Raw genomic sequence first — 13,723 nt, 5'->3', positions numbered from 1 at the left:
GCTCCCGCGCGGACTTACCGTGCTTGAACCGATTCAAGACCGAAATTCCGGTGAACTCGCCCGGTGCTGGTCTCCAGAAGGGAAATCCGATGAACGGACGGTTCGGGGTGCGCGCCGGCCTGGCGGCGGTCGTGGCGGTCACGCTCGCGGGGCTGGTCACGGGGTGCGGTGGCGGCGGTGACGCGCCGGGCGCCACCACGATCCGCTTCGTGTGGTGGGGCAACGAAGACCGCGCCAAGGTCACGAAGGCCGCGGTGGACCTGTTCATGAAGGACAACCCGGGCATCACGGTCCAGACGGAGTACGCCGCCTACGACGCGTACTTCCAGAAACTGTCCACCCAGGTGGCCGGCGGCGCGTCGCCGGACCTGGTCCAGCTCGACCGCGCCACGCTCGGCGAGTACCAGCACCGGCACGTGCTCGAGGACCTGAGCGCGTACGTGGGCAAGACGATCGACGTCACCGGCATCGCCCCCGCGCTGCTGGCCGGCGGGCAGGTCGAGGGCAGGCAGTACGCCGTGCCCGGTGGCCAGACCACGCAGATGCTGGCCTACGACCCCGCGGTGTTCGCCAAGGCGGGCGTCGCACCGCCGTCCGGGCCCGGCCGGACCTGGACCTGGGCGCAGTTCGGCGACGGCCTGCGCAAGGTGGCCGCGACCGGGGTGGCCGGCACGACCGACTTCGGCTGGGCCGTGGACTGGTTCGAGGTCTGGCTGCACCAGCACGGCGAGCAGCTCTACACCGGCGACGGCAAGCTCGGCTTCACCGCCGCCGAGCTGACGCGGTTCTGGACGCTGACCGGCGACCTGCGGGCGGCCAAGGCCGTCACCGCGCCCGAGGTCACCACGAAGATGGACGGCTCGATGCCGAACTCGGGCCTGGTCACCAAGCACGCCGGCTCGGAGGTCAACTACGACTCCAGCCTGAGCGCGTACCTCTCCAGCTACGGCCCGGGCATCAAGGCGGCGCCCCTGCCCACCGACGGCACGACGTCCGGGATGGCCGCCATGCCGCCGGTCACCTTCGCCGTCGCGCAGCGCTCGGCGCACAAGGAAGCCGCGGCCAAGCTGCTGAGCTTCCTGGTCAACAACCCCGAGGCGGGCAAGCTGCTGGGCGTGGCGCGCGGGCTGCCGCCGAACACCGCGATCCGCGAGCAGGTCTGCGGCGCCGCCCAGGCCGCCACGAAGGCCGTGTGCGACTACGAGAAGTCGGTCGCCGACCGGATCGGCCCGGCCACCGGCCTGTGGCCCACCGGGTCCGCGGCGGTCAAACGCGACTTCCAGCGGACCTACGACGACGTGATCTTCGGCCGGGTGAGCGTCGCCGACGGCGCGGCCCGTGTCGTCCAGGCCGCGCAGCAGTCCCTCGGATCCTGACGGAGGCCCCGATGACGCAAGCCGTGCTGGAACGGCCGGTGGCACCGGGGCGGGCCGTGCCCCGCCGCCGAAGGCCCGGCCAGGGGACGGGGTACCTGTTCCTGTCGCCGTGGCTGCTGGGCGTGCTCGTGCTGACGATCGGCCCGATGCTCGCGTCGCTGTACCTGTCGTTCACCGACTACGACCTGTTCGACGCGCCGCACTGGGTCGGCCTGGACAACTACGTCACGATGTTCACCCGCGACGACCGGTTCTGGCACGCCGCCGGCGTCACCGCCCGGTACGTCGGGCTGTCGGTGCCGCTCAAGCTCGGGCTGGCGCTGGCCGTCGCGATGCTGCTGAACCGCGCCCGCCGCGGCGCCGGGCTGTACCGCTCGGCGTTCTACGCGCCCTCCCTGCTCGGCGCGAGCGTGAGCCTCGCCCTCGTGTGGCGGGCGGTGTTCGCCACCGGCGGCACGGCGGACCGGGTGCTGGCGGCGGTCGGCCTGGACACCGGGGGCTGGGTCGACCAGCCGCGGTTCGCGCTGCTCGCGGTGATCGCGCTGGCGGTGTGGCAGTTCGGCGCGCCGATGGTCATCTTCCTGGCCGGGCTCAAGCAGATCCCGAAGGAGCTGTACGAGGCGGCGGAGCTCGACGGCGCGGGCGCGGTCCGCCGCTTCCGGTCGGTGACGCTGCCGATGCTGTCCCCGGTCCTGCTGTTCACCCTGGTGCTGGAGACGATCCACAGTTTCCAGTCGTTCACCGGCGCGTTCGTGGTCAGCAGCGGGCGCGGCGGGCCGGGCGACTCGACCCTGCTCTACACGCTCTACCTGTACCAGCGCGGCTTCACCGACTTCCGGATGGGCTTCGCCTCGGCGATGGCCTGGGTGCTGCTGGTGGTGATCGGCGTGCTCACCGCGCTGCTGTTCCGCGGCTCGCGCCGGTGGGTGTTCTACGCGGGGGAGGCCCGGTGACCCGCCGGTCGTGGGGGTGGCACCTGCTGCTGGTGCTGATCCTGGTGGTGCTGCTCTACCCGGTCGGCTGGCTCGTCTCGGCGTCCTTCAAACCCGCGGAGGAAGTGCTGGCCGGGCTGTCGCTGCTGCCCGCGCACCCCACGGGCGGCAACTACACGCAGGTGTTCGCGGGCGTGGCCGGGTACGGCGTCTGGCACTACTTCGCGAATTCCCTGATCATCTCCGTCGGCGCAGTGCTCGGCAACGTCCTGTCGTGCTCGCTGGCGGCCTACGCGTTCGCCCGGCTGCACTTCCGCGGCCGGGGCCCGATGTTCGGGTTCCTGCTCTCCACCATCATGCTGCCGCAGCACGTCGTGCTCGTCCCGCAGTACGTGATCTTCCAGAAGCTCGGCCTCGTCAACACGTTCTGGCCGCTCGTGCTGCCGAAGTTCCTGGCCACCGACGCCTTCTTCGTGTTCCTGATGGTGCAGTTCATCCGCACCCTGCCCGGGGAACTGGACGAGGCCGCGACGATCGACGGCTGCGGGCCGGTGCGGACGTTCCGGTACGTGATCGCGCCGCTGCTGCGCCCGGCCCTGATCACCACCGCCATCTTCACCTTCATCTGGACCTGGAACGACTTCTTCTCGCAGCTGATCTACCTCAACGACCCGGAGAAGTTCACGCTGCCGCTGGCCCTGCAGATCTTCGTCGACCAGACGAGCCAGTCGGCGTTCGGCCCGATGTTCGCCATGTCGGTGCTCGCGCTGCTGCCGATCGGGCTGTTCTTCTTCGCCTTCCAGCGCTACCTGGTCGAGGGCGTGGCGACCTCGGGGCTGAAAGGATGAGGACCCGGTACCCCGCCCTGGCGTTGCTGGCCGAGGTCCTGTTCGCGGGCGTGCTGGTCTGCGTGGCCTCGGTGTTCGTCGTGACGGCGCTCGCCGCGGCGGCGGCCGGTGCCGTCCTGCTGACCGAGGTGGCCGTCGACGGCCGGACGCCGTCCGTGCGCCGGTTCGCCCGGCTGTTCCGGACGGCCCTCGCCCACCCGGTGGCCGTCCTGGCCCCGGCGGGCCTGGTGGCCGTCGGGGGCGTCGACGTCGTCGCGGTGCTGGGCGGGCTGCCCGGCGGCCGCGCGTTCGGGGCCGTCCTGGGGCTGGTGCTCGCCGCGCTCCTGGCCACCGGACTGCGGGGCGCGGCGGCCTGGCGGCCGGGACGGCGCTGGCCGGAGGCGCTGGCGGCGGCCGGGCGGGAAACGGTCCTGGACTGGCGCGGCAGCGCCGGGCTGGTCACCGCGATCGTGGTCGTGGTCGTCGTCGTCACGCAGGCGCCGGCCTTCGTGGTCGTCGCACCGGGGCTGCTGGTGCTGGCCGCCGTCGCGGTCCGGGAGCGCCGGTGAAACCGCCGATCGGCATCCGGGACGTCGCCCTGCGGGCCGACGTGTCGGTCGGCACGGTGTCGAACGTGCTCAACCGGCCCGACGTGGTCGCCGCCGCCACCCGCGAGCGGGTGCTGGCCGCCATCGCCGCACTGGGGTACGTCCGCAACGAGCCGGCGCGCCAGCTGCGGTCCGGCACCGCCCGCACGCTCGGCCTGGTCGTGCTGGACGTCGGCAACCCGTTCTTCACCGACGTCGCCCGCGGCGTCGAAGAAGCGGCGAGCGAAGCCGGGCACGCGGTGATCCTCTGCAACAGCGGCGAGTCGGCGGACCGGGAACGCGGGCACGTCGAGCTGCTGGCCGCCCAGCGGGTGCACGGGGTGCTGATCACGCCGGTGCGGTCCGGGCAAGCGTCGCCGCGGTGGCTGCGCGAGCGGGGGATCTCCGTGGTCCTGCTGGACCACCCGACGGCCGAGCCGGACCTGTGCTCGGTCGCGGTGGACGACCGCCACGGCGGCGAGCTCGCGGTCACCCACCTGCTGGCCGAGGGCTGCGAGCGCATCGTGATGGTCACCGGCCCGGCGGGCGTCCACCAGGCGGCCGAACGCCACCGCGGCGCCCGCGACGCGGTCCGGCTGGCCGGGCGGCCCCCGGACGTCCTCGAGGTGCTGCCCGCGCCGGCCCTCAACGTGGCGTGCGGCCTGCGGGCCGGCGAGCAGCTGCTGGCCAGGGCGGTGCGGCCGGACGCCGTCTTCTGCGCGAACGACCTGCTGGCGCTGGGCCTGCTGCAGGCCACGGTCCGGGCGGGCGTGCGGGTTCCGGAGGACCTGGCCATCGTCGGCTACGACGACATCGACTTCGCGGCGGCGGCCGCGGTGCCGCTGACGTCGGTCCGCCAGCCGCGCCACGAACTCGGCCGGACGGCCGCGGCGCTGGTCATCGCCGAATCGCAGGCGCCGGCCGAGCACGAGCACCGGCAGCTGGTGTTCATGCCCGAACTGGTCGTCCGCGAGTCGAGCCGCCGCCCGCGGCGGGCGGGGTGGCCGTGAGCACCGGTCTACTGAGGACGAGCCGGCGCACCGGAAAACGCTTTCTCCGGATTCGCCCGCGGCCGCTTAACGTTAAGCAGATCGGCCGTTTCCGGTCCCGTCACCGGTGTTCCCGGCGTGGCTTCCGTGTTACCGTGGGAGCGCTCCCAGCCTGAAACTTTCCTGTCGAGTGGTTCTCCAGGAGGTCGGTAATGAACTGGCGATTCCTCCGTGCGCTCGTGGCCGGCGTGCTGCTGGCCGCCTGCGCCGTCGTGGCGCCGGCCGGGCCCGCCGCGGCCCGCGCGGCCACGCCCACGCGGGTGATGGCGCTCGGCGACTCCATCACCGGGTCACCGGGCTGCTGGCGCGCGCTGCTGTGGAAGCACCTGCAGGACACCGGCCACACCGACGTGGACTTCGTCGGCACCCTCCCGGCGCAGGGCTGCGGCTTCCCCTACGACGGCGACAACGAGGGCCACGGCGGGTTCCTGGCCACCGGGATCGTGCGCGACAACCAGCTGCCCGGCTGGCTCTCGGCGACGCACCCGGACATCGTGCTGATGCACCTGGGCACCAACGACGTGTGGAACAACATCCCGGCGAGCACGATCCTGGACGCCTACACCACGCTGCTCGGCCAGATGCGGGCGGCGAACCCGGCGACCAAGCTGATCGTCGCCAAGATCATCCCGATGAACCCGGCCAACTGCGCGGCCTGCGGCCAGCGGGTGGTCGACCTGGACAACGCCGTTCCCGGCTGGGCGCAGGCGCATTCGACGGCCGCGTCCCCGATCACCGTCGTCGACCAGTGGACCGGCTTCGACACCGCGGCGGACACCGGCGACGGCGTGCACCCGAACAGCACCACCGGCATCCAGAAGATGGAGAGCCGCTGGTACCCCGCGCTGGTGGCGGCGCTGGGCCCGGCCACGCCGGCCGCGACCGGCCTGCACGTCGACGGCACCCGGATCGTCGAGGCCAACGGCACCCCGTTCGTGATGCGCGGCGTGAACCACGCCTACGTCTGGTACCCGACCCAGAACCGCGCCTTCGCCGACATCAAGTCCTTCGGCACCAACACGGTCCGGGTCGTGCTCGGCAGCGGGCAGCGGTGGGGGCCGACGCCGGCCGCCGAAGTCACGAGTGTCATCGGGCAGTGCAGGCAGAACCGGCTGATCTGCGTCCTCGAAGTCCACGACACCACCGGGTACGGCGAGCAGAGCGGCGCGGCGACCCTGGACCAGGCGGCGAGCTACTGGATCAGCGTGGCGAGCGCGCTGCAGGGCCAGGAGAACTACGTCGCGATCAACCTGGGCAACGAGCCGTTCGGCAACGACCAGCAGGTGAGCGCGACCTGGGCGACCGCGACGGGCAACGCGATCAAGCGGCTGCGGGCCGCCGGGCTGCAGCACCTGCTGCTGGCCGACGCGCCGATGTGGGGCCAGGACTGGCAGAACATCATGCGGGACAACGCGGCGACCGTGTTCACCGCCGATCCGCAGCACAACACCGTCTTCTCCATCCACATGTACGGCGTCTACGACACCGCCGCCGAGATCAACGCGTACTTCGACGCGTTCCGCACCGCCGGGCTGCCGCTGGTGGTCGGCGAGTTCGGCGGCATGCACACCGACGGCAACCCGGACGAGGACACGATCATGGCCCAGGCGCAGGCCCGCGGGCTGGGCTACCTCGGCTGGTCGTGGAGCGGCAACAGCAGCGACGTCGCCTACCTCGACATGACGAACAACTTCGACCCGGCCAGCCTGACGCCGTGGGGTGAGCGGTTCCTCAACGGCGCCAACGGGATCCGCCAGACGTCGAAGGAGGCCACGATCTACGGCGGCGGCCCGGCCGACACGCAGGCGCCGTCCGTTCCGGGGACACCGGCCGTGTCCGGCGTGACGGCGAGCAGCGTCACGCTGAGCTGGGCCGCGTCGACCGACAACGTCGGCGTCACCGGCTACGACGTCCTGCGCGCACCGGGGGCGAGCGGGGGCACGTTCGCCGTCGTCGGTTCGAGCGCGACGACGTCGTACACCGACAGCGGGCTGGCCGCGGCCGGCACCTACCGGTACCAGGTCCGGGCCAGGGACGCCGCCGGGAACACCTCGGCCGGCTCCGGCGTCGCGACGGCGACGACGAGCGCGGGCGGCGGGTCCGGTGCGTGCAAGGTGGCCTACTCGGCGTCGAACTGGGGCGGCGGCAACGGGTTCACCGCCAACGTCACCATCACCAACACCGGTACAAGCGCGGTCACCGGCTGGACGCTGGCGTTCACCTTCGCCGGCGGCCAGCAGGTGACGCTGCCCGGCTGGGGCGCCACCTTCGCCCAGTCCGGCGCCGCCGTCACCGCCAAGAACCTGAGCTGGAACGGCACGCTGGCGCCGAACGCCTCGACCGGCATCGGGTTCAACGGCACGTTCAGCGGCACCAACCCGGCGCCGAACGCGTTCACGCTCAACGGAAGCACCTGCACGGCCGGCTAGGAAACATCCACTCAGGACAAAGGAGTCCCCATGTCCATCGGACGGCGAGCGGTCATCCTGGCCGGCTTGGCCGCGGCCACCCTGGTTCCCGCACCGGTGGTGGCCGCGGCCGCCCAGAAAGCGCTTCCCGCGCCGTGCTCGGGCACCGCGCCGATCAAGTGCCACTTCGCCGTGGCGCCGGGAAACTACGACGTCACCGTGGGCATCGGCAGCACCACGAAGGCGGCGAACACGTCGATGTCGGTGGAGGCGCGCCGGCAGGTCCTGAACGCCGTCACGACGAACGCGGGCCAGGTCGTCCCCACGACCGTCACGGTCAACGTGCGCACCCCCGAGGGGCAGCCCACCGGCCAGGGCGGCACCGGTACCGCGGGCCTGGACATCACCTTCGGCGGCAGCGCGCCGGCGATCGGCTCGCTGACCGTGACGGCGGCCGCGGCTCCGCTGGTGACGTATCTGGCCGGCGACTCGACCGTCTGCGACCAGCCGGTGGCGCCCTACACCGGCTGGGGCCAGGTCCTGCCGGCCGCCGTCCGCGCCGGGGCCGTGGTCGCCAACTACGCCGACTCCGGGGAGAGCTCGGGCAGCTTCCTGGCCACCAAGGCGCTCTTCCCGACGCTCAAGCCGCTGATCAGGAGCAAGGACCTGGTGTTCATCCAGTTCGGGCACAACGACAAGCAGACGTCGGCGACGGCGTTCCGCGACAACCTCACCAAGCTGGTCAACGGCGTCCGGGAGCGCGGCGGCGTCCCGGTGCTGGTGACGCCGCCGGTGCGCCGGCTGTTCAGCGGCACCAAGCTGACGCCGACCGCGCTGCACGTCAACGGCGTGGGCGCCGACCTGCCCGCGGTGATCCGGGCGCTCGGCAAGAGCGCGAACGTGCCGGTGCTCGACCTGACGGCCAAGAGCAAGGCCCTGGTCGAATCCCTCGGCCCGGCCGCGTCGCAGAAGGTCTACCTCACCCAGGCCACCGACGGCGTCACCGACAACACGCACTTCTCGGTGTACGGCGCGACGCAGATGGCGGACCTCGTGGTGCAGGGCGTCCGCGAGCTCAACCTCTCCCTCGCCGCCTACCTGCGCTGAAACCCCGGAACGGAGGAACCATGCGTGACTTCGGCAAGCGGCTGGTCCTCGCCGCCACCGGCGTGGTGCTGGCCGGGCTGCTGCCCGCCCCGGCCGCCGGCGCGGCCGCCGCGCCGCAGATCGACAAACTGAACCGCGGGGTGGTCAGCGTCCACACCGCGCAGGGCAACACCGTCGGCTGGCGCCTGCTCGCCGACGACCCGGCCGGCGTGGCGTTCAACGTCTACCGCGACGGCACGCGGGTGACCACGACCCCGGTCGGCGGGCCGACGGACTTCCTGGACGCGGGTGCCCCCGCGGGCGCCCGGTACACCGTGCGCGCGGTCGTCGGCGGCGTCGAACGGATGTCGGCCTTCGCCGCGGAGGACTCGCTGACGCTGGCCGCCACGGCCGCGGCGAGCACCCGGGACATCCCGATCCAGCCGCCCGCCGGCGGGACGACGCCGTCGGGGGAGAGCTACACCTACACCGCCAACGATGCCAGCGCCGGTGACCTCGACGGTGACGGCCAGTACGAGATCGTGCTGAAGTGGGACCCGACCAACTCCAAGGACAACTCGCAGTCCGGCTACACCGGTGACGTCTTCGTCGACGCCTACCGGCTCGACGGCACGCGCCTGTGGCGGATCGACCTCGGCCGCAACATCCGGGCCGGCGCGCACTACACGCAGTTCCAGGTCTTCGACTACGACGGCGACGGCCGGGCCGAGGTCGCGATGAAGACCGCGGACGGCACCCGGTCGGGCACCGGCCAGGTGATCGGCAGCGCGAGTGCCGACTACCGCAACTCGAGCGGGTACGTCCTGTCCGGGCCGGAGTTCCTGACGATGTTCAACGGGCAGACCGGCGCCGCGATGTCCACGGTGAACTACGACCCGCCGCGCGGCACGGTGTCGTCGTGGGGTGACAGCTACGGCAACCGCGTCGACCGGTTCCTGGCCGGGACGGCCTACCTGGACGGGTCCCACCCGAGCCTGGTCATGAGCCGCGGCTACTACACGCGCACGGTCATCGCGGCCTGGGACTTCCGGGGCGGCGCCCTGACCGAGCGGTGGAAGTTCGACTCGAACTCGGCCGGCTCGCAGTACACCGGCCAGGGTGACCACCAGCTGGCCATCGCGGACACCGACGGCGACGGCCGCGACGAGATCGTCTTCGGCGCGATGGCGATCGACGACAACGGCAGTCCACTGTGGAACACCCGGCTCGGGCACGGGGACGCCATGCACGTCGGCGACCTGATCCCGTCGCGGCCCGGCCTGGAAGAGTTCAAAGTGGACGAAGACAAGTCCAAGCCGGCCGCCTGGATGGCCGACGCGAAGACCGGCCAGATCATCTGGCAGAACGCGTCCTGCACCTGCGACAACGGCCGCGGTGTCTCCGACGACGTCTACGCCGGCAGCCCCGGCGCCGAGTCGTGGTCGTCGGCGGTGTCCGGGCTGCTGAACACCAGCGGCCAGAACATCGGGCGCAAACCGTCGTCGACGAACTTCGTCATCTACTGGGACGGCGACGCCCAGCGGGAGCTGCTCGACGGCACCCACATCGACAAGTACGGCACCGGCGGGGACACCCGGCTGCTGACCGCTTCGGGTGTGCACTCGAACAACGGCACCAAGAGCACGCCGTCGCTGCAGGCCGACCTGTTCGGCGACTGGCGCGAAGAGGTCATCTGGCCGACGTCGGACAACCGGGCGCTGCGGATCTACTCGACGACGGATCCGACGAGCATTTCGCACGTCTCGCTGATGCAGGACCGGCAGTACCGCGAGGCCGTCGCGTGGCAGAACACAGCCTACAACCAGCCGCCGCACGCCAGCTTCGCGTTGGCCCGGTGACGGCCGTGCCGAATTTCCGGAAAGCCGCCGCCGTCCTGCTGGCGCTCGTGCTCGTCCCCTTGACCGCGGTGTCCGGCACCGCCGTCGCGGCCAACCGGTACCGGACGGTCGCCGACTTCGACGCCGGCTGGCTGTTCAACTACGGCGACGCCAGTGGGGCCGGTGGTGCGTCCTACGACGACGGTGGCTGGCGCAGGATCGGCGTGCCGCACGACTGGAGCATCGAGGGCCGCACGCCGCCTTCGAGCCCGTTCTCGCAGTCGGCGCCGAGCATCGGCCGCGGCGCGTACCTGCCGTCGGGGATCGGCTGGTACCGCAAGCACTTCTCGCTGGCCGGGGTGCCCGCGGGCCGCCGGGTGTCGCTCGAGTTCGACGGCGTGATGGCGAACGCGAGCGTGTACGTCAACGGCACCCTGATCGGCACCCACCCGTACGGGTACACGAGTTTCCGCTACGACATCACGGCGGCGGCGAAGGCCGGCGGCGACAACGTGGTCGCCGTCAAGACCGACACGACGTCCCAGCCGGCGTCCCGCTACTACACCGGCGCCGGGATCTACCGGGACGTCCGGCTCGTCACCACCGATCCGGTGCACATCGGACAGTGGGCCACCCGCGTCACGACGCCGGGCAACACCACCGTGCACGCGGAGACGACGGTGGTCAACGAAAGCGCCGTAGCGGCGAGCGTCAGCGTGCAGGGCGTGCTCAGTGATCCGGGCGGGGCCACGCTGCCCGCGGTGACGACGGCGGCCAAGACCGTCGCCGCCGGGGCGTCGGCCACCTTCGCCTACGACGTGCCGGTGAGCAACCCGAAACTGTGGGACCTGGCGAACCCGAACCTGTACTCACTGGCCACCAACGTCCTGGTAAGTGGTTCCACTGTGGACGACGACGTCACGTCCGTCGGCATCCGCACCCTGACGTTCAGCGCCTCGGCGGGGATGAGCCTCAACGGCAGGAGCGTCAAGTTCCAGGGCGTCGCGCTGCACCAGGACTTCCACGGGCTCGGGACGGCGGCGCCGCAGCGGGCCGTGCAACGGCGGCTCGCGCAGCTGAAGGCCCTCGGCGTGAACGCCATCCGCACCGCGCACGACCCGCCGAGCCCGGCGTTCCTCGAGCTCACCGACCGGATGGGGTTCCTGGTCCTCGACGAGTTCTTCGACGTCTGGACCCAGCACAAGTACACCGACGTCGGCGACTACGCGACCTACTTCGGCAAGGCCGCGGGGGCGCCGACCGGCACGCCCGCGGTGCCCGGCGCGAGCGGTTCGGTGCCGTGGTACCAGGTGGACGCGACCAGCGTCGTCCTGCGCGACCGCAACCACCCCAGCGTGGCGATGTGGAGCACCGGCAACGAGATCCGCGACCCGATCGCGACCCGGACGCCCCTGCTGACCCGGATGGTCTCGATCGCGCACGCGCTGGACCCGGCCCGCCCGGTCACCCAGGCCCTCTTCCGGCCGGGCGACAGCGGAGACATCACCGGCGCCACCCGGACGATCGTCGACGTCTTCGGCGGCAACTACCGGCCGGACGAGGTGATCCAGGCCGCGAAGGCGTCGCCGGCCCGGGCCGGGCTCTTCACCGAGATGGGCACCGACACGTCCGCGTGGACCACGGTCCGGAACAACGCCCTGGTCACCGGCCTGTTCCTGTGGACCGGCGCGGCGTACCTCGGTGAGGCCGACGGGCTCTGGCCCCGCGGCGAAGGGGACTTCGGCCTGATGGACGGGGTGGGCACGGTCCGGCCGATCGGGTACTCGTGGCAGCGCACCTGGGGTGCGCCCACCACGTCACCGCCGCCCACCGGCACCTCGGCGAGCCGGGTGCTGCTCACCCCCGACCACAGCACGGTGTCGACGGACGTCGACGACGTCTCCTACGTGAAGGCCACCGTGGCCGACTCCGCCGGCCGGGTCGTGACCGGCTCCTCGGCCCCGATCACGTTCGGCATCAGCGGGCCCGGGGTGCTGGTGGCGGTCGACAGCGGCAGCCCGGTGCAGGAGACCTTCCGCGGTCCGGTCCGGAAGGCCTACCAGGGCGTCGCGTACGGCCTGGTGCGGGCGACCGGCGCGGGCACCATCACGGTGACCGCGAGCTCCGGCGGGCTGACCCTCGGTACGACCACGCTGTCCGGCACGACGGCGCCGTTCGTGCCGTGTGCCGGCAGCTGCGACTGAAAACTGGAGTGTGCGCATGAAACTCGCTGTCTCCCTCGCGTTCTCGGCGGCCGTGGTGTTCGCCGCCGCGCCCCCGGCCGCCGGCAGCCCGGCGGCCGGGAACACCTACTACGTCGCTCCGTCCGGAAGCGACAGCGCGGCCGGGACGCAAGCCGCGCCCTGGGCGTCCGTCGCGCACGCCCAAGCCGTCGCGCAGGCCGGTGACACGGTGTACCTGCGCGGCGGCACCTACAGCTACTCCCGCGCGAACAAGAGCTGCGCGAGCCAGACCGACCGGGTCGACGCGATCACCCTGAACAAGAGCGGCAGTGCGGGCAACCCGATCCGCTACTGGGCCTACCCGGGCGAAACGCCGGTCTTCGACTTCTCCCGGGTGAGCGACGACTGCCGGATCAAGGGCTTCGACGTCACCGGGAACTACGTCCACCTCAAGGGCCTGGAGGTCAAGGGCGTACCGCAGAACAACAACCTGAACCACGAGTCGTGGGGCATCTGGATTTCCGGCAGCAACAACACCTTCGAGCTGCTCAACCTGCACAACAACATGGGGCCGGGCCTGTTCGTCCAGGACGGCGGCGGCAACGTCGTCGTCAACTCCGACTCCCACGACAACTACGACCCGCGCACCTCCAACGGCGCCGGGGAAAGCGCCGACGGGTTCGGCGCGCACATCTCCGCCGGCCACCCCGGCACCGTCTTCCGCGGCTGCCGCGCCTGGTGGAACTCCGACGACGGCTTCGACCTGATCAACGCGTTCTCCTCGGTGACGATCGAGAACTCGTGGGCCTGGCGCAACGGCTACCTGCCGGAGACGACGACGGCTTCGGGCAACGGCAACGGTTTCAAGGCGGGCGGCTACGGCGGCAAGTACGTCGCCAACGGCGTCAAGCACACCGTCCGGACCTCGGTGGCGTTCAACAACCGGGCCGCGGGGTTCTACGCCAACCACCACACGCTGGCCAACGACTACTTCGGCAACACCGGCTACGCCAACAACCCCGATTTCAACATGCTCGGCATCACCTCGGGCGGCGCGGCCACCGGACTGGGGAACCTGCGCAACAACGTCGCCTACAAGGGCACCCTGACGTCGAACATGTCCGGCACGAACGCCTCGTACAACTCGTGGAACCTGGGCGTGACGTTGTCGGACGCGCAGTTCCAGAGCGTCTCGACGGCAGGCTGGGACGCGCGGCGCCAATCCGACGGCAGCCTGCCCGTGCTGCCGCAGCTGCGGCCGGCGGCGGGCAGCAGCCTGATCGACAGAGGCACCGACGTCGGCCTGCCCTACCACGGGAAAGCCCCGGACCTGGGTGCGTTCGAGTCCTGAATGGACAGCGGCGCCGGGCCGGACGGCCGTCCGGCCCGGCACGCCGGGACCCCCGCCGGCGGGGCGGGGGGGGTGGGGGGGTGCGG

At 71.7% G+C, this 13,723-nt stretch carries 10 protein-coding genes; all 10 read left to right on the top strand.

The window, feature by feature from the left end:
• Window positions 1–89 precede the first annotated feature (89 nt).
• The 10 genes from ABZW17_RS37710 (at window position 90) to ABZW17_RS37665 (ending at window position 13,637) form a co-directional block, all read left to right on the top strand.
• On the top strand, window positions 90–1,376 hold the full coding sequence (locus ABZW17_RS37710; protein ID WP_354824890.1) for an extracellular solute-binding protein: 1,287 nt from the start codon (window positions 90–92) through the stop codon (window positions 1,374–1,376).
• Between the two features lie 11 nt (window positions 1,377–1,387).
• Window positions 1,388–2,329 carry a sugar ABC transporter permease gene (locus tag ABZW17_RS37705; RefSeq protein ID WP_354824888.1) on the top strand — a complete coding sequence of 314 codons (942 nt, stop codon included), beginning with the start codon at window positions 1,388–1,390 and terminating at the stop codon, window positions 2,327–2,329.
• Window positions 2,326–3,156, top strand: coding sequence for a carbohydrate ABC transporter permease (locus ABZW17_RS37700; protein WP_354824885.1), 831 nt, complete (start codon window positions 2,326–2,328; stop codon window positions 3,154–3,156). The genes ABZW17_RS37705 and ABZW17_RS37700 overlap by 4 nt, the downstream gene beginning before the upstream one ends.
• The gene (locus tag ABZW17_RS37695) at window positions 3,153–3,704 is read left to right on the top strand and encodes a hypothetical protein (RefSeq protein WP_354824882.1); all 552 of its coding nucleotides are present in this window, start codon (window positions 3,153–3,155) and stop codon (window positions 3,702–3,704) included. Before ABZW17_RS37700 ends, ABZW17_RS37695 begins: the two co-directional genes overlap by 4 nt.
• The gene (locus ABZW17_RS37690) at window positions 3,701–4,732 is read left to right on the top strand and encodes a LacI family DNA-binding transcriptional regulator (protein ID WP_354824879.1); all 1,032 of its coding nucleotides are present in this window, start codon (window positions 3,701–3,703) and stop codon (window positions 4,730–4,732) included. Before ABZW17_RS37695 ends, ABZW17_RS37690 begins: the two co-directional genes overlap by 4 nt.
• A gap of 191 nt (window positions 4,733–4,923) precedes the next feature.
• Window positions 4,924–7,200, top strand: coding sequence for a cellulase family glycosylhydrolase (locus tag ABZW17_RS37685; RefSeq protein WP_354824877.1), 2,277 nt, complete (start codon window positions 4,924–4,926; stop codon window positions 7,198–7,200).
• A 30-nt stretch (window positions 7,201–7,230) separates the two neighbouring features.
• The gene (locus tag ABZW17_RS37680; RefSeq protein ID WP_354824873.1) at window positions 7,231–8,286 is read left to right on the top strand and encodes a rhamnogalacturonan acetylesterase; all 1,056 of its coding nucleotides are present in this window, start codon (window positions 7,231–7,233) and stop codon (window positions 8,284–8,286) included.
• A 20-nt stretch (window positions 8,287–8,306) separates the two neighbouring features.
• Entirely contained in the window at window positions 8,307–10,124 is a 1,818-nt protein-coding gene (locus tag ABZW17_RS37675; protein WP_354824870.1) for a rhamnogalacturonan lyase, read from the top strand.
• A 5-nt stretch (window positions 10,125–10,129) separates the two neighbouring features.
• Window positions 10,130–12,307 carry a glycoside hydrolase family 2 TIM barrel-domain containing protein gene (locus ABZW17_RS37670; RefSeq protein WP_354824868.1) on the top strand — a complete coding sequence of 726 codons (2,178 nt, stop codon included), beginning with the start codon at window positions 10,130–10,132 and terminating at the stop codon, window positions 12,305–12,307.
• Window positions 12,308–12,323: 16 nt separating this feature from the next.
• Window positions 12,324–13,637: a right-handed parallel beta-helix repeat-containing protein gene (locus tag ABZW17_RS37665; protein ID WP_354824866.1), complete on the top strand. Its 1,314-nt coding sequence runs from the start codon at window positions 12,324–12,326 to the stop codon at window positions 13,635–13,637.
• Window positions 13,638–13,723: the final 86 nt, after the last annotated feature.

It is taken from the genome of Amycolatopsis sp. NPDC004625 (genome assembly GCF_040609695.1).
GTDB lineage: Bacteria > Actinomycetota > Actinomycetes > Mycobacteriales > Pseudonocardiaceae > Amycolatopsis.
The sequence above is the reverse complement of the archived record's forward strand: the minus strand, read 5'-3'. Positions and strand labels throughout refer to the sequence as shown.

What these genes read in the sequence shown, in the direction of transcription:
- ABZW17_RS37695 (WP_354824882.1), top strand. Translation starts at nt 3,153, where the DNA reads ATGAGGACCCGGTACCCCGCCCTGGCGTTGCTGGCCGAGGTCCTGTTC.
- ABZW17_RS37665 (WP_354824866.1), top strand. Translation starts at nt 12,324, where the DNA reads ATGAAACTCGCTGTCTCCCTCGCGTTCTCGGCGGCCGTGGTGTTCGCC.
- ABZW17_RS37680 (WP_354824873.1), top strand. Translation starts at nt 7,231, where the DNA reads ATGTCCATCGGACGGCGAGCGGTCATCCTGGCCGGCTTGGCCGCGGCC.
- ABZW17_RS37705 (WP_354824888.1), top strand. Translation starts at nt 1,388, where the DNA reads ATGACGCAAGCCGTGCTGGAACGGCCGGTGGCACCGGGGCGGGCCGTG.
- ABZW17_RS37675 (WP_354824870.1), top strand. Translation starts at nt 8,307, where the DNA reads ATGCGTGACTTCGGCAAGCGGCTGGTCCTCGCCGCCACCGGCGTGGTG.
- ABZW17_RS37710 (WP_354824890.1), top strand. Translation starts at nt 90, where the DNA reads ATGAACGGACGGTTCGGGGTGCGCGCCGGCCTGGCGGCGGTCGTGGCG.
- ABZW17_RS37685 (WP_354824877.1), top strand. Translation starts at nt 4,924, where the DNA reads ATGAACTGGCGATTCCTCCGTGCGCTCGTGGCCGGCGTGCTGCTGGCC.